Raw genomic sequence first — 15,201 nt, forward strand, 5'->3', positions numbered from 1 at the left:
CGACGTCGCGCTGTCGGCGTGATGACGCCGCCGCTGGCAGTGGCGCGATCGGTGGGTGCGGATGCTCGGGCGGACCGAAAAGCGCCTTGCTGTCGCGGGGCGCTCGGGGGCCGGCCCGGGATGCATGGCATCAATCTGTTAATCTGTTGATTTTACGATCTAATTCGTGGCGCGCCTGGCCCGCCCCGACAACGGTGCCCGGTCAGGTCCGCTTTCGCTTGCACTGCCATATTGCTTTGACGTACTTCGGGTCTAACACACGCCCATCGTCAAGAAGGTCGAGACGCAATCGGGATGTCGATGACAGCGGACGAACTCGCAAAGAGACAGGCCATCATCGACGCCTGCCGCCGCATGAACGCGCTCGGCATCAATCAGGGCACTTCCGGCAATATCAGCGTGCGGCATGGGGACGGGCTCCTGGTCACCCCGACCAGCACGCCCTATGACGCCATGACACCGGACCAGATCGTCTTCATGGCGATGGACGGCTCGCATGCTCGGGGCCAGAAGCCGTCCAGCGAGTGGCGCTTCCATCTGGATATCCTGAAGGCGCGCGGCGACGTCAACGCCGTCGTCCACGCCCATCCAACCTACTGTACCATCCTGGCGATCATGGGCATGGAGATCCCGCCGGTGCACTACATGATCGCGGCTGCCGGCGGCGACAACATTCGCTGCGCGCCCTACGCCACTTTCGGGACAGCGGAGCTGTCCGGGCACGCGTTGCGCGCGCTGGAGGGCCGGCTCGCTTGCCTGCTCGACCATCACGGTATGATCGCGGTCGGCAAGACGCTGGACAAGGCGATGTGGCTTGCCGTCGAGGTCGAGACGCTGGCGCGGCAATATCACGGCTGCCTCCAGATCGGCAAACCGCCGCTGCTGTCCAGCGACGAAATCGAACGGGTCCGCCAACGCATGGCCGGCTACGGCATGGCTGAAGGGTAGGGCGGGCCTCAGGTGTTTGTGCGGATCAGGCATATCGTCGATCGCAAGGGAACGAACCGCACCATGGTTCGGCTGCGCGCGCTGTTGCGCAGCAACGAATTCTACCTGATCCCTCTGTCGCTCCTGATCGGCACGCTGGCCGGCGCGATCGTCACGTTGATGGCCGAGATCGCGCAGATCGCCCATGTCGTGATCTACGGCATTCCGATCGACGTCCGCCTCTCCGCCAACACCTACATCAATCCCTGGGCGGCGATGATCGCGCCGGCGGCGGGCGGCCTCGTGCTCGGCGTCATGGAATGGTGGCGGCGGCGGCTGAAGATCTCGAGCGCGGTCGACCCGATAGAGGCCAATGCGCTGCGCGGCGGCAATCTGTCGATGCGCGACAGCGTGGTGGTGTCGAGCCAGACGCTGATCTCGAACGGCTGCGGCGCCTCGGTGGGTCTGGAAGCCGGCTACACCCAGATCGGTTCGGGCATCGCCTCGCTGTTCGGCAAATTCTTCAACCTCCGCCGTAACGACCTCCGCCTGATCGTCGGCTGCGGCGCCGCCGCCGCTATCGCGGCAGCCTTCGGCGCGCCGATCACCGGCGCGTTCTATGCCTGCGAGCTGATCGTCGGCGTCTACTCGGTCGGCAGCGCGGCGCCGATCCTGGCGGCCTCGCTCGCCGGTGCGCTGACCGCGCAATGGCTCGGCGGCGCGCCTTACTCGCTCGAAATTCCCAAGGTCAGTGCCGTCGGCGTCGAGCAATATCTGGCGTTGATCGGGCTCGCGCTCGTCACCAGCGGCGTCGGCATCGCGGTGATGCGCTCGTCCTCGATGTTCGAGCGGCTGTTCAAATGGCTGCCGGTGTGGCTGCGCCCGGTGGTCGGCGGCCTCATCGTCGGCGGCTTCGCCATCGTGACGCCGCAGGTGCTCGCGGCCGGCCACGGCGCCATGGTGCTCGACCTCTTCCACGACATGGCGCTCGGCCTGATCGCGATCATCATCGGGCTGAAGGTGACGGCTTGCCTGATCTCGCTCGCCTCCGGCTTCCGTGGCGGTCTGTTCTTCGCCTCGCTGTTCGTCGGCAGCCTGATCGGAAAGTTCTTCTCCGCGGTGCTGCTGCTGATCAGCCCGAACTTCGTGATCGATCCGCTGGTGGCGATGCTGACCGGCATGGCGACGCTGGGCGTCGCCATCGTCGGCGGTCCTCTCACCATGTCGTTCCTCGTGCTCGAGATGACCCGCAATGTCGACGTCACCGCCGTGGTGCTGGCCGGCTGTATCGTCACCTCGATCTGCGTCCGCTTCATGTTCGGCCATTCCTTCTCGACCTGGCGCCTGCATCTGCGCGGCGAGACCATCCGCAGCGCCAACGACGTCGGCTGGCTGCGCAATCTCACCGTGGAGCGGCTGATGCGCTCCGACGTCGGCAAGGTGCCGTCGACCACGACGATCGCAGCGACCCGGAGCGAATTTCCGCTGGGATCGCGCCCCGGAATCGTCATCGTCAACAATGTTGACGAATATGTCGGCCTCGTCCTGCTGCACGATCTGTTCTCCAGCGACCTCGACACCATCGCCGACGACATCCAGATCATCGAGCTGGCGCGCCTGACCGAGATCGTGCTGATCCCGGAAATGAACGTGAAGAGCGCGATGGCGGTGTTCGACGAGGCCGAGGCCGAAATGCTGGCGGTGGTCGATTCCACCGACAGCCGCAAGGTGGTCGGCTTCCTGACCGAAAGCACCGCACGCCGCCGCTATGTCGAGGAAATCGACAAGGCCACGCGCGGCGTGCTGGGGGCGTTGTCATAAAGTACAGGCCCCGGGGCAAGTTGACGCTGGCACGCGCGGCGGACTTGCCAGATCGTTCACAACCTCTACGCTAAGGGCGGACGGCCGGGCGCGTGCCCGGGCGCATTCAGCGACGAGGGCCGTGCGATGTCGGATACGCTTCGCCTGTTGCTTGCCTTGCTCGAACTCGGGCCCCGATTAAGCGGTCTGCTCGAGGACAAATGGCCGCCTTACCGTGACGAGTTGATGGAGTTGGCGGCACGGGCCGGCCGCGGCGACGATCCGGACAAGCTTCGCTCAGCGCTCGACCTGCTTGTCATCCGGCTGCTCGCGGAGCCTCCCGCCACGCACCTCGTTGAGCGCCTGATGGAAGACATGGCGACACCCACGGCCGTCACGGAGACAGTGACCCGTCGCGGCCACGTTGCGCCGGTTGTTGTTCCGGACATTGCCCGGCCAACGACGGATCAGTCCACCGGTGTCGTCACCATCCCCGTTTTCTACGGTACCGACCGCGCTCGCGGCGACGACACGCCGTCGCATTATTTCGGCGGCGCGCGCGGGACGCTTTCCTTCGGCATGGCGGAGGTCAGCGTGCCGACGCGCGGCCGAGAGGTCGGCGAGCTGACAGGGCCGAACTGGTGGCACCTCGAATTCTCAGCCAATCCCGAAAAGCACGTGATCCTCAAAACTGTTGGAGCTTTGGGCCGGGACGCGTTCGTCGCGAACCTGAAGGATTCGCTTGCCGCCGCCGACGTTCATGACGTCTTGATCTTCGTGCACGGCTTCAACGTGACGTTCGAAGATGCGGCGCGCCGGGCCGGTCAGCTCTCGGTGGACCTGAAATTCGCGGGCCGAACGCTGTTGTACAGCTGGGCATCGGCTGGAGATACCAAACAGTACACGGTGGATGAGAGCACGATCGACTGGTCGTGCGATCACTTCGAGGCATTTCTCCAGCTCGCGCTCGGCGAGATCGGCGCCGGCAAGGTCCACATCGTCGCCCACAGCATGGGCAACCGCGCGGTGATCAACACGCTCGAACGCGTCGCGTCCTGGCAACTGCCGGCGGGGAGCGCAAAGCTCGGTCAGATCATCTTTGCCGCGCCCGACATCGACCGGGACCGCTTCGTCCAGCTCGCAGCGAAGTTCAAGGGATGCGCCGCGCGCGTGACCCTCTATGCGTCCTCGCGCGACGTCGCGCTGCTGGCCTCGAAATTCGTGCATGGCTATCCCCGCGCGGGCGAGGCCGGGGATGCTCTGACGATCGTCGACGGCGTCGATACGATCGATGCCTCGCTGGTCGACACCAGCCTGGTTGGCCTGCGCCATTCTTATTTTGGCGAGAAACGCTCGATCCTGAACGACATGTTCAATCTGATCGCGCAGCAGCTCGCTCCGGACCAGCGTTTCGATCTTCAGGCCGCGGGCGACGCGCTGCGGAGATACTGGAGCTATCGGGCCTAGAGGCGCGGAGCAGAACCGAGAACAGTCGAGCGAGGGACGGCGGGCACGGTGCGCCGCCGTCCCTCGCCGGTTATCGGCCTGGTTGAGGAGGGGAAGCGACGAGGCAGGCCACGATCCGGCGGACCAGTGGCAGCACCAGCAGCAGCGTTGGAAAGGCGACGAGCCAGGACAGCGCCCAGGCCCCCGGCCAAGTCGCGATGAAGGCCGGTGTTGCGCCGAGGCTTCGAAGCGTCGAAATGACCGACACCACGGCCGTCATGAGGATGGACAGCACGAATGGCATCACGATCGGCGCATAGCGCGCCGGCAGTTTGCGAACCGCAATCATCTGGTTTCTCTCGAGAAAAAGGACGCGTCAGTCACGTTGAACCCTGAAATGGCATCGATCCCGACGGCGTCGGTTGATGCGTTGGTTCACGTAAACGCTTACGGCGGCCGGAAAATCGGCGCGTTCGTTCATTATCCGCTCAGGTTGGATGGAGCAAGCTGGATCAGGCCGTTTGGTTTACAATCGTTCAAAGCGTGGCCGCGATCGCGAAACCATTCCCGTGCTTTGCGCGTTGTGTGTTGTTTTCATATCTCCATTTTGGGCGAGAACAGAGGACGTTACGATGAGTGACAAGCCCGTGAATTCGAAGTTTGGCCGCAGCGCAGCGCTGGCCGCATTCGCCAGCCTTGCCCTGGTTGCGGCATCCATGTCGCCTGCGGCTGCCGCGTCTCCGCCGTCGGCCAAGGCGCCGGCTGCCGTGGCTGGGCAGGTCTCATCGAGCGCGACCGACTTCAGCGCCGCGCGGCGTCATCGCTATTATCGGCGCGGGCCGAGCGCTGCGGGCCTTGCCTTCATGGGTATGGCCGCAGGCCTGATCGGAACCGCGATCGCCGAAAGCCGGCGCCAGGAGTACTACGACAATTATTACTACGGCGGCGGCCCGCGTTATTATGGTCCTGGGCCCGGCTATGGCTACGGCTACTATGGCGGACCGCGCTACTATTACAATCCGTACTGACGGCTGTCCGACGGGGAAGACACCTGCACGGACTGTCAATCCCTGTGTCTGCAATTCAAGCCGCAAACTGAACGAGCGAGAAGGCCGCCTCACACTCCGTCATTGCGAGCGCCGCGAAGCAATCCAGCCTGTCGCCGCGGAAAGACGCTGGATTGCTTCACTGCGCTCGCAATCACGATGTTGATGCAGCGGGCTCCGTTCCGTCACCGTCACCCTGAGAGGTGCGGCTCAGCGGCGCAATGGCGCCTTTGAGCAAGCCTCGAAGGGCGACGGCCCGGCTGTATCCCGGCCGTCCATCCTTCGAGGCTCCCCTTGCGATGCTTTCGCATCGCAAGCCTCGCGCCTCAGGATGACGGAATGAGCATTCTCGTCATTGCAACGACGGCATCACCGTCCCGCCGGTGCCGACAATGCGCCGTTGGCGTAACGCCAATAGTCCGGCTCGGTCGACTGCGACGGCCACATCGCCGCATGGGAGTCGCGCACCGGCTGGGTGATGGGGGCAGGGTGTGCCTTGCGGGTGTGATGACGGTCGTTCGCCGCCGCGGCCTGGATGGTGATGGCGGTGATCAGCGTGACGCCGAGAATGGTGAAAGTCTTTCGCATTGGTGTTTCTCCCGTGACGACGCTCCGGCGGTGAGAGTGTCTCTTCTGTGCGTCGTCGCGGCTGAGATGGCGATGCGTCCGGCCTGATATCACCGTCGCCGGCTTCACGATGAGGCGAGCAAAGTTTTTGGTCCCGGCTAAATATTCGGCAATCGCCGGGCGGGCCCGGATGGACTTGACCGGCGCAATCCGGTTGAATGGGGGCCACGAAGATTTCAGGCGCGACAACGATGTCGAAATATCTGCTGGTCCTGCTTCTGATCGCCTCACCGGCTGTGGCGCAGGTCAAACCCGCTCCAAAAACTGCGGCGGCGCATCCCGATCCTTGCGCTCCCATTGGGCGCACCGCGGACGGCAAGCTGGTCTATTCCATGAAATGCGAGAATCTGCCGGCGCCGCCACCGCCGCAGGCCGAGCTGAAGGAGGCGCCGCCATCGGCTGCGGCCGCCGCTGCGGAGCCCGAGCCGGAGGTGCGGCGGAGCGGCATTTTTGGCTGGTCCTACGATCGCAGGTAACGCGCCTTGCGCCCTTGCGCGAAGCCCGCTGGAATGCTCTTTGCGTGCAAGTTCCCCGTGGGGCCGCCGATCCCTTGGCCCCCGATCCAGAGAGATGAGATGAGCAAACTCGTTATCCGCGCCGGCGATTTCACCTTCGATGCCCGCTTCGAAGAGGCGGCTGCACCCAAGACGGTCGCGGCGTTCCGCAAGGCGCTGCCGTTCGAGAGCCACATCATCCATGTGCGCTGGAGCGGCGAAGGCGTCTGGATGCCGCTCGGCGATCTCGACTTCGGCGTCGGCTACGAGAACCACACCAGCTATCCCGCGCCCGGCCAGATCATCCTCTATCCCGGCGGCATCAGCGAGACCGAGATCCTGATGGCCTATGGCGGCGTGCACTTTGCCAGCAAGATGGGCCAGCTCGCCGGCAATCACTTCATCACCGTGACCTCGGGCCTGGAGAACCTGGCGACGCTGGGCAAGAGCGTGCTCTGGAAGGGCGCGCTGCCGATCCGCTTCGAGGAAGTCTGAGTGACTGACAGCAGCTACCCGCGCGATCTCCGCGGTTACGGTCGCAACCCGCCGCATCCAGAATGGCCCGGCAATGCGCGGGTCGCAGTGCAGTTCGTCGTCAATTTCGAAGAAGGCGGCGAGAACAACATCCTGCACGGCGACCCCGCCTCGGAAGCCTTCCTGTCGGACGTGCTCGGCGCGCAGCCCTGGCCGGGCCAGCGCCACGCCAATATCGAATCCATGTTCGAATATGGCTCGCGCGCCGGCTTCTGGCGGCTGTGGCGGATGTTCAATGAGCGGAAGTGGCCGACCACCGTGTTCGGCGTCGCTACCGCGCTGAAGCGCAATCCGGAAATCGTGGCTGCCATGAAGGAGGCGGGCTGGGACATCGCCAGCCACAGCCTGAAATGGATCGAGCACAAGGACATGACGGAAGCGCAGGAGCGCGCCGAGATCGCCGAGGCCATTCGCGTCCACACCGAGGCGACCGGTTCGCGGCCGCTCGGCTGGTACACCGGGCGTTCCTCGATCAACACCATCAGGCTGTTGATGGAGGAGGGCGGTTTTCTCTATCTCTGCGACTCCTATGCCGACGATCTGCCCTATTGGGTCAAGGGTGCGAACGGCAAGCAGCTCGTCATTCCTTATACGCTAGACGCCAACGACATGCGGTTCATCAACCCGCAAGGCTTTGCCGAGGGCGCGCAGTTCTTCACCTATCTGAAGGATGCCTTCGACGTGCTCTACGCCGAAGGCGAGACCGCGCCGAAGATGATGTCGGTGGGGCTGCACTGTCGTCTCGCCGGACGGCCCGGCCGCGCCGCGGGCCTGATCCGCTTCCTCGATTACATCGGCAAGCATGAGCGCGTCTGGGTCCCGACGCGATTGCAGATCGCGCAGCACTGGCACGACAAGCACGGCCATCTTGACGCCGATGCGTTCGAGATCGGATAAGGCCGCAATGTCGCAAATCTCGCTCGCCGATCTCAACGTCGCAAGCAAGGCTGACTTCGTCGCCGCGCTCGCCAATGTCGTGGAATATTCGCCGTGGATCGCCGAAACAATCGCGGCGCAGCGGCCGTTTGCCGGCATCAATCAGCTGCATGCCGCGCTGATGGCGGCGATCCAGGCCGCCGAACCCGATGTGCAACTCGCGCTGATCCGGGCGCATCCGGATCTCGCCAACAAGACCCAGCGCGCGGCGGGCCTGACGACGGAATCGACCGACGAGCAGAACAGCGCCGGCCTCGACCGTTTGTCGGAAGCCGAATACGCGGCCTTCGAGCGGGCCAACAACGCCTATCGCGAAAAGTTCGGTATTCCCTACATCGTCTGCGTGCGCCGTCACACCAGGGATTCCGTGCTGCGCGACTTCGAGACGCGCTTGCTCAACATCGGCAAGACCGAGACGCGCCGCGCGATCGAAGAAATCGGCCGCATCTCGGCACTGCGGCTCGATCAGCTCGTCATCGCCGACGACAAGCTGAAAGTGCACGGTCGGCTGTCGACCCATGTGCTCGATAATCACGCCGGCAAACCAGCGCCCGGAATTCCGGTTGAGCTGATTGAACTTGCCGCGCTCGGAGAAAGCCGCGTCATCGCGCGCACCGTCACCAATGCGGATGGCCGCACCGATCAGCCGCTGATCGGTGGGCGGCCGCTGCCGATCGGCCGTTACGAACTCCGCTTCAGCGTCGCCAAATACTACGCCGAGCGCAACGTGACGCTCTCAGACCCGCCGTTCCTCGATGAGATCCCGCTGCGTTTTGCGGTCAGCGAGCCGGAGGCGCACTACCATGTGCCACTGCTCGTCACGCCGTGGAGCTATTCGACCTATCGCGGCAGCTAGACATGCTGCGCCGACGCTGCGGCTGACGCCGCGTCGGCTTCGGCCGCCGCGCCGCCGCTCAGGCCGTTGAAGAAGGCATTGAGCAGCACCGAGACGACGGCGCAAAGCAAAATGCCTGATTCCAGCAGCGGCTGGAGATCGTGCGGCAGGTTGCGGAAGAAGCCGGGAGCGGCGAGCGGGATCATGCCGAAGCCGATCGAGATAGCGACGATGAACAGATTGTAGCGATTGGTGCGGAAGTCGACCGAGGTGAGGATACGCGCGCCCGTCGCCGCGACCATGCCGAACATCACGAGACCTGCGCCGCCGAGCACGACCAGCGGCACCGCCTCGACCAGCGCGGCAAGCTTCGGCAGAAGTCCCAGCACGAGCATGATGCCGCCGCCCGTCACCGTCACCCAGCGCGAGCGTACGCCGGTGACGGAGACGAGGCCGACATTCTGCGAGAACGAGGTGTACGGAAATGTGTTGAAGACGCCGCCGAGCAGCGTGCCGACGCCGTCGGCACGCAGACCACGGCTCAAGGCTTCGCGGTCGATCGACTTGCCGGTGATGTCCCCGAGCGCGAGGAACATGCCGAGCGACTCGATCATCACCACGATCATGACGATGCACATGGTCAGGACCGGCACCAGATGGAATTGCGGCACGCCGAAGCGGAACGGGATCACGACCGCGCCCCAGGAGGCGGCGGCGACCTTGTCGAAATGCATCACGCCCAGAACGGTTGCCAGGATCGCGCCGGCGACGATGCCGAGCAGCACCGAGACGTTGGCGAGGAACCCGGTGCCCCATTTGATCAGGCCGAGAATGAATAGCAGCACGAACAGCGAAATGCCGAGACCCTGTAGTTGCCCATAGGCCGGGTTGGGGAAGCTGCCGGCAACGCCGTCGACCATTTTGGTCAGCGTCGGCAGGCCGCCGCCGGCCCAGTTGATGCCAACCCGCATCAAGGAGATGCCGATGACGAGAATGATGCTGCCGGTGACGACGGGCGGAAACAGCGGCAGCAGCCGGCTGATGAAGGGAGCTGCGATGATGCCGAAAATGCCGGCTGCGATCACCGAGCCGTAGATGCCGAGCAGGCCGATATCGGGCGCAGTCGCCATCGACAGCATCGGGCCGACCGAGGCGAAGGTCACGCCCATCATCACGGGCAGGCGGATGCCGACGCCTGGAAAGCCGAGGCATTGCACCAGCGTCGCAAGTCCGCAGGCGAACAGGTCGGCGCTGATCAGGAAGGCGACGTCCTCCGGCGGCAGCTTCAGCGCGCGCCCGATGATCAGGGGCACCGCGACCGCACCGGCATACATCACCAGCACGTGCTGGAGTCCCAGTGCCAGCAGGCGCGGGACCGGCAGGACCTCGTCGACGGGATGGACTTCGCTGCTCATCGATGGCTCCCCCAAATGTGCTCAACCAAACTTGTCGCGGAGCGCCGGGAACAGCCGGTCCGGCTTGAACGGCGGCGCGGTAAAGCGGATGCCGGTGGCGTCCGCGATCGCGTTGCCGAGCGCGGCGGCAACCGGATTGTACGGGCTCTCGCTCATCGACTTCGCACCCAGTGGCCCGATCGCATCGGACGTCTCGGCGAAGAATACCTCCGTGCGCGGCACGTCGGCGAAGGACGGCAAGTGGTAATCACGGAATTTGGGATTGGTGACTCGACCGTCCGCGTCGATCACCATCTCCTCGTAGAGCGCAGCGCCAAGGGCCTGCGCGACGCCGCCCTCGACCTGGCCGCGGCACTGCATGGGATTGGCGACGACGCCGGCATCCGCCGCCTGCACGCTCCTGAGAATCCTGATCTCGCCTGTGCCCTTGTTCACGGCGACCCGAAAGCCCTGGACGTTGAAGCCGACAGAGCGCGGCGTGCCCTGGGAATTGCCGTGCGCCGCGAGCGGTCGGCGCGCCTCGCGCGCGAGCCTGGCGAGCTCGGCAAACGACATCCGCCTCACGCCGCTGACGACGGACTCGCCGTCGAGCGTGCAGGTCCCTGCATCGCAAAGCCACGCAGCGGCCGCCGCCGCCTTCAATTCGGTCGCGAGCTGCATCGCGGCGGCCTGCGTCGCCTTGCCGGCCACGAAAGTGCCGGTGCTGCCGTAAGCGCCGGTATCGTGGCCACCATGGGCGGTGTCGGACTGGCGCAGGCGGATCCTGTCGGCGGTGGTCGCAAGGATCGTCGCGGCGATCTGGCGGTGTACGGTGCTGGTGCCGTTGCCGAACTCGGCGGTGCCGACGGTGAGATCGAAGCCGCCATCGTCGTTGAGCGCGATCATGGCGTCGGCGATGTGCCCGGCGGGCGGCACGGTGTCGATCATGGTCAGCGCGATGCCATCGCCGGTCAGCCAGTCCGCCGACAGCTCGGGTTGCGGGGCATCGGCCTGCATGGCCCGCTCGACGAGGTCGATGCATTGATCGAGCCCGTAGGAGCCGTAGAGCACGTCGTGATATTCCGACTCCGGTGGCGACAGCATGGGATCGCCTGCTCTGACGATGTTGCGGCGGCGCATGTCATAGGGGCTGATGCCGAGCTGCCTTGCCAGCTCGTCGATCGCGGCTTCCACCGCGATCAGCGCCTGCGGCAGGCCATAGCCGCGAAACGCGCCTGCGGGCACCGTGTTGGTGTAGACGACACGGCCGTCGACCCGCTTGTTCGGGCAGTTGTAGACGGCGATCGACTCGTTCACCGCGTGGAACATCACGGAGCCGCCGTGATTGCCGTAAGCGCCCGTGTTGGAGAGCAGGTCGAGCTGGAGCGCGGTGAGCTTGCCGTCGGCGTCGGCGCCGGCCTTGATGTGGACCCGCATCGGATGCCGCGTCGAGGTCGCGATGAACTGCTCCTCGCGGGTGAGCTCGAGCTTGACGGGACGTCCCGTCTTCAGAGCGGCAAGCGCCAGGATATCCTCGACGAACATCTCCTGCTTGCCGCCAAAGCCGCCGCCGACCCGCTCGCAGACCACGCGGACCTTGTCCATGGGCAGCTGGAAGATGTCCGAGAGCGCGCGCCGGGTCAGGAACGGCACCTGCGTCGAGGTGCGGACGTTGAGCACGCCTGCGTCGTCGAGCCAGGCGAGGCCGCCATGGGTCTCCAGCGCCGCATGCTGCACGCGGTGACTGTGGAAGGTGGCCTCGTAAGTGACGGCGGATGTGGCGAGCGCGGAGGCGACATCGCCGAACTCGCCATGAATCTCCGCGACGAGATTGCGCTGCGCATCGGCGACGCGGTTCGCACCGGTGCGATCGGGATGAACCAGCGGCGCGCCCGGCATCATCGCCTGCTCGGGGTCGATCAGCGCAGGCAGGACCTCGTACGCGACCTTCAGCCGGCGGCAGGCCTCTTCGGCAGCCCCCTCGCTTTCGGCGATCACGGCCGCAACCTTCTGACCGATGAAACGGACGACGTCGTCGAGGATGCGGGTGTCCTCGGGGTCCATCCAGTCCTTCTCATGCCGCGCCGTCGAGAACAGGACCGACGGCGCGTCCTCGTGCGTCAGGATCGCGTGCACGCCTGCGACCGCCATCGCCGCCGATCTGTCGATCGCGACGATCCGGGCATGCGCATGCGGCGAGCGCAGCAGCTTGATGTGCAGCAGGCCCTCGATCTCCGTGTCGAAGGTGTACCGCGCCTTGCCGCGCACGACATCGGGTCCCGCGGGCGCAGGCAGGCTGCGGCCGAATGCGCCACCGGGTTCGACGTCCTGGTCGATATTGCTCTTGCCGTGGATCGCGTCCTCGATCGCGCGATAGCCGGTGCAGCGGCAGATGCTGCCCTTCAGCGCCGTTCCGAGATCGGTGCGCTGGGCCTGGTTCAGCGAGGCGCAGGTCATGATCATGCCGGCCGTGCAGAAGCCGCACTGGAACCCTTGCGCATCGAGGAACGCCTGCTGCATCGGGTGTGCGCCGTGCTCGCCGCCGAGGCCTTCGATCGTGGTCACGGCGCGCCCTTCGGCGCGAAACGCGGGGACCAGGCAGCTATGCACGGGCTCGCCATCGATGAGCACGGTGCAGGCTCCGCAATCGCCGGCGTCACAGCCTTTTTTGACTCCGAAATGGCCGAGCTCGCGCAGAAACGTCCGCAGGCACTGGCCCGCGCGCGGCGCTTGCGAAAAGCTGGTGCCATTGACCTCGAAGCTCATGACGGCGTCGCCCCCAGGAGCTCGGCGCGGATCTCCTCGGCGAGCCGCAGCGTCATGTGCTTGCGCCAGAGCGGCTTGCCATGAATGTCGGTGTGGTACAACTCGTCGGTAATTTGTCGCGCGATGGCGTCGCGAAGCGAGGTTGCGTCGGGTGGTGCCGGGAACGAAATTCGGACCGGGCGTATCGTGGATGCGGTCACCGTCAGCGCCAGCGTCCCATTCGCATCGAGGCTGCCGATCACCAATGTTCCCGAGCGGCCGACCGGTGCCAGCGAGATCTGGCGAAATGCCGTGCGGCGCTTCATGGCCGCGATCGGAATATCGATCTGCCGGAGCAGATCGCCGGGCGCCAGACGATTGCTTTGGTTGCCGGTGACGAAATCGACAACAGGAATCGTCTGCTCGTCGCCACCCGATTTCCAGATGGTGCAGACCCCGTCGAGCGCCGCGGTGAGCGAAATCATCGGTCCTGCCGGCAGCGACATGCAGAGATTGCCACCCACCGTCGCCGTCTTCCAGATCTTGAAGGAGGCGAGGAAGGCGCGGCAGCATTGGCTGATCAGCGGTGCAGCGAGCCAGTCTGTCGGGCAGGTGAACGCATCGAGTTGCGAGATGGTGCAGGTGGCGGCGATGCTGAGGTGGCTCTCGGTGATGGTCAGCGCCGGCCATTTCAGACCGGCAAGGTCGATCAGCCGCGTGAGGTGGACTTGCGGCTCCGAGAACAGCCAGGTGCCGCCTGCGAGCCAAGCATCACCTGGCGTCCAAACGGGCAGTTCGGAGCGCATTTGCGGGTGGCTGACCGCTGTGATGGTATTCAAGTCCATGGCTGCGATAACGCCTGCGTCCGACTGTTTGCGTCGAGGGAAAGTCTTGCAAGACCAGCGCCAAGTGGCAACAAGAAGTGGCAACAACAAGTCGTGGTAATCGCGCGCGCGGGCTGGCCCTTGCCTTGCAGGTCTCCCGTGAGCCGGTGTCAGGAGAAGCAGGCGCATGAACGACGCAAAGCCGATCTGGATCAGGGATCCCCTGGCCATTCTCGCCGACGGGGCCGGGCGCGGGATCGTCGTCAAGGACGGCCGCATCATCGAGCTCGTGCCGTCCGGCGGCACGCCCACAGCCGCGGATGTTGCGACGTTCGATGCAAGCGAGCACGTCGTGCTGCCGGGCCTCATCAACACCCATCACCACTTCTATCAAACGCTGACGCGGGCGTTGCCCGCCGCGATGGATCGTGAACTGTTTCCGTGGCTGCAGGCGCTCTATCCCGTCTGGGCGAGGCTGACGCCGGAGCGGCTCCAGCTCGGCGTGACCGTCGCGATGTCCGAGCTGCTGCTGTCGGGTTGCACCACGACGACGGATCATCACTATGTCTTCCCGGCGGGGCTGGAAGAGTCCGTCGATATCGAGGTTGGTGTCGCAAGGCGGCTCGGCGTGCGCGTGCTGCTGACGCGCGGCTCGATGAATCTGTCGCAGCGCGACGGCGGCCTGCCGCCCGACAGCGTCGTGCAGGACGAGGACACCATTCTCGCCGACAGCGCGCGCGTGGTTGCAAGGCATCACCAGCGCGGGCCTGATGCGATGGTGCAGATTGCGCTCGCGCCGTGCTCGCCGTTCTCGGTGACGACGTCGCTGATGCGCGCCACCGCCGATCTCGCGGGCAAGCTCGACGTGCGCCTGCACACCCATCTCGCCGAGACCGAGGACGAGAACAAATTCTGCCAGCAGATGTATGGCTGCCGGCCGCTCGATTATCTCGAGCAATGCGGCTGGCTCAATGCGCGAACCTGGCTCGCCCACGGCATCTTCTTCAATGCCGACGAGATGAAGCGGCTCGGCAAGGCCAAGACCACCATCAGCCATTGCGCCTGCAGCAACCAGCTGCTGGCCTCCGGCTGTTGCCCGGTGTGCGAGATGGAGGAGGCCGGCGTCGGCATCGGGCTTGGTGTCGACGGTTCGGCTTCGAACGATGGGTCCAACCTGATGCAGGAGGTGCGCGCGGCGTTCCTGCTGCAACGGGCGCGTTACGGCGTCACCAAGGTCAGCCACAAGGACGCGCTGCGCTGGGCCACCAGGGGCTCGGCGGCCTGCGTCGGCCGGCCGGAGCTCGGCGAAATCGCGGTCGGCAAGGCCGCCGACCTCGCGCTGTTCAAGCTCGACGAGCTGCGCTTCTCCGGCCATGGCGATCCCCTGGCCGCGCTGGTGCTGTGCGGGGCGCATCGGGCCGACAGGGTGATGGTGGCGGGGAATTGGGCCGTGGTCGACGGCGCGATCCCGGGACTGGACGTCCCGGACCTCATCCGCCGGCACAGCGCCGCGGCGCGGGCGATGCAGGCGCGCTGAAAATAGAAGGAGGGGGCGACCACAAGTGCCGGGTGCTTCTGGCCACCCCCTCCGAA

General features: G+C 65.4%; 14 protein-coding genes. 9 read left to right on the forward strand and 5 right to left on the reverse strand.

Features of this window, described 5'->3' with window-relative positions:
• The first annotated feature begins 294 nt into the window (after positions 1–294).
• The 3 genes from JQ621_RS13905 to JQ621_RS13915 all read left to right on the forward strand — a co-directional run bounded on the left by JQ621_RS13905 (position 295) and on the right by JQ621_RS13915 (position 4,194).
• Entirely contained in the window at positions 295–948 is a 654-nt protein-coding gene (locus tag JQ621_RS13905) for an L-fuculose-phosphate aldolase (protein WP_212235268.1), read from the forward strand.
• A gap of 12 nt (positions 949–960) precedes the next feature.
• Positions 961–2,748 (forward strand): chloride channel protein, encoded by a 1,788-nt coding sequence (locus tag JQ621_RS13910; protein ID WP_212235269.1) that lies wholly within the window; start codon positions 961–963, stop codon positions 2,746–2,748.
• Between the two features lie 126 nt (positions 2,749–2,874).
• Positions 2,875–4,194, forward strand: a complete 1,320-nt coding sequence (locus tag JQ621_RS13915) for an alpha/beta hydrolase (RefSeq protein WP_212235270.1) — start codon at positions 2,875–2,877, stop codon at positions 4,192–4,194.
• Between the two features lie 70 nt (positions 4,195–4,264).
• On the opposite strand, the gene JQ621_RS13920 is transcribed toward JQ621_RS13915, so the two are convergent.
• Positions 4,265–4,522, reverse strand: coding sequence for a DUF2798 domain-containing protein (locus JQ621_RS13920; protein ID WP_212235271.1), 258 nt, complete (start codon positions 4,520–4,522; stop codon positions 4,265–4,267).
• 283 nt (positions 4,523–4,805) lie between these two features.
• Between JQ621_RS13920 and JQ621_RS13925 the strand changes: the two genes are divergently transcribed.
• On the forward strand, positions 4,806–5,201 hold the full coding sequence (locus JQ621_RS13925) for a hypothetical protein (RefSeq protein ID WP_212235272.1): 396 nt from the start codon (positions 4,806–4,808) through the stop codon (positions 5,199–5,201).
• Positions 5,202–5,588: 387 nt separating this feature from the next.
• On the opposite strand, the gene JQ621_RS13930 is transcribed toward JQ621_RS13925, so the two are convergent.
• Positions 5,589–5,807, reverse strand: a complete 219-nt coding sequence (locus JQ621_RS13930; protein WP_212235273.1) for a hypothetical protein — start codon at positions 5,805–5,807, stop codon at positions 5,589–5,591.
• Between the two features lie 230 nt (positions 5,808–6,037).
• On the opposite strand from JQ621_RS13930, the gene JQ621_RS13935 reads away from it, so the two are divergent.
• The 4 genes from JQ621_RS13935 (at position 6,038) to uraD (ending at position 8,666) form a co-directional block, all read left to right on the forward strand.
• A complete protein-coding gene (locus JQ621_RS13935) occupies positions 6,038–6,322 on the forward strand; it encodes a hypothetical protein (protein ID WP_212235274.1) in 285 nt (94 codons plus the stop codon).
• A gap of 99 nt (positions 6,323–6,421) precedes the next feature.
• Entirely contained in the window at positions 6,422–6,835 is a 414-nt protein-coding gene (locus tag JQ621_RS13940) for a DUF3830 family protein (RefSeq protein ID WP_212235275.1), read from the forward strand.
• Entirely contained in the window at positions 6,836–7,771 is a 936-nt protein-coding gene (gene puuE / locus JQ621_RS13945) for an allantoinase PuuE (RefSeq protein WP_212235276.1), read from the forward strand.
• Between the two features lie 7 nt (positions 7,772–7,778).
• On the forward strand, positions 7,779–8,666 hold the full coding sequence (gene uraD / locus JQ621_RS13950) for a 2-oxo-4-hydroxy-4-carboxy-5-ureidoimidazoline decarboxylase (RefSeq protein WP_212235277.1): 888 nt from the start codon (positions 7,779–7,781) through the stop codon (positions 8,664–8,666).
• Here uraD and JQ621_RS13955 read toward each other — a convergent pair.
• The 3 genes from JQ621_RS13955 to JQ621_RS13965 are packed head-to-tail and all read right to left on the reverse strand — an operon-like array spanning position 8,663 to position 13,629.
• Positions 8,663–10,060, reverse strand: a complete 1,398-nt coding sequence (locus JQ621_RS13955; RefSeq protein WP_212235278.1) for a nucleobase:cation symporter-2 family protein — start codon at positions 10,058–10,060, stop codon at positions 8,663–8,665. The genes uraD and JQ621_RS13955 overlap by 4 nt on opposite strands.
• Positions 10,061–10,081: 21 nt before the next feature.
• A complete protein-coding gene (locus tag JQ621_RS13960; RefSeq protein ID WP_212235279.1) occupies positions 10,082–12,805 on the reverse strand; it encodes a molybdopterin-dependent oxidoreductase in 2,724 nt (907 codons plus the stop codon).
• Positions 12,802–13,629, reverse strand: coding sequence for an FAD binding domain-containing protein (locus tag JQ621_RS13965; RefSeq protein ID WP_212235409.1), 828 nt, complete (start codon positions 13,627–13,629; stop codon positions 12,802–12,804). The genes JQ621_RS13960 and JQ621_RS13965 overlap by 4 nt, the downstream gene beginning before the upstream one ends.
• A 166-nt stretch (positions 13,630–13,795) precedes the next feature.
• Between JQ621_RS13965 and JQ621_RS13970 the strand changes: the two genes are divergently transcribed.
• Positions 13,796–15,145: an 8-oxoguanine deaminase gene (locus JQ621_RS13970; RefSeq protein ID WP_212235280.1), complete on the forward strand. Its 1,350-nt coding sequence runs from the start codon at positions 13,796–13,798 to the stop codon at positions 15,143–15,145.
• The last annotated feature ends 56 nt before the right edge of the window (positions 15,146–15,201 follow it).

Origin of the sequence: Bradyrhizobium manausense (assembly GCF_018129685.1) — a bacterium.
GTDB lineage: Bacteria > Pseudomonadota > Alphaproteobacteria > Rhizobiales > Xanthobacteraceae > Bradyrhizobium > Bradyrhizobium manausense_D.

Coding starts and splice junctions, on each gene's coding strand:
- JQ621_RS13905 (WP_212235268.1), top strand. CDS start 295: ATGTCGATGACAGCGGACGAACTCGCAAAGAGACAGGCCATCATCGAC.
- JQ621_RS13915 (WP_212235270.1), top strand. CDS start 2,875: ATGTCGGATACGCTTCGCCTGTTGCTTGCCTTGCTCGAACTCGGGCCC.
- JQ621_RS13920 (WP_212235271.1), bottom strand. CDS start 4,522: ATGATTGCGGTTCGCAAACTGCCGGCGCGCTATGCGCCGATCGTGATG.
- JQ621_RS13925 (WP_212235272.1), top strand. CDS start 4,806: ATGAGTGACAAGCCCGTGAATTCGAAGTTTGGCCGCAGCGCAGCGCTG.
- JQ621_RS13930 (WP_212235273.1), bottom strand. CDS start 5,807: ATGCGAAAGACTTTCACCATTCTCGGCGTCACGCTGATCACCGCCATC.
- JQ621_RS13935 (WP_212235274.1), top strand. CDS start 6,038: ATGTCGAAATATCTGCTGGTCCTGCTTCTGATCGCCTCACCGGCTGTG.
- JQ621_RS13940 (WP_212235275.1), top strand. CDS start 6,422: ATGAGCAAACTCGTTATCCGCGCCGGCGATTTCACCTTCGATGCCCGC.
- uraD (WP_212235277.1), top strand. CDS start 7,779: ATGTCGCAAATCTCGCTCGCCGATCTCAACGTCGCAAGCAAGGCTGAC.
- JQ621_RS13955 (WP_212235278.1), bottom strand. CDS start 10,060: ATGAGCAGCGAAGTCCATCCCGTCGACGAGGTCCTGCCGGTCCCGCGC.
- JQ621_RS13960 (WP_212235279.1), bottom strand. CDS start 12,805: ATGAGCTTCGAGGTCAATGGCACCAGCTTTTCGCAAGCGCCGCGCGCG.
- JQ621_RS13965 (WP_212235409.1), bottom strand. CDS start 13,629: ATGGACTTGAATACCATCACAGCGGTCAGCCACCCGCAAATGCGCTCC.
- JQ621_RS13970 (WP_212235280.1), top strand. CDS start 13,796: ATGAACGACGCAAAGCCGATCTGGATCAGGGATCCCCTGGCCATTCTC.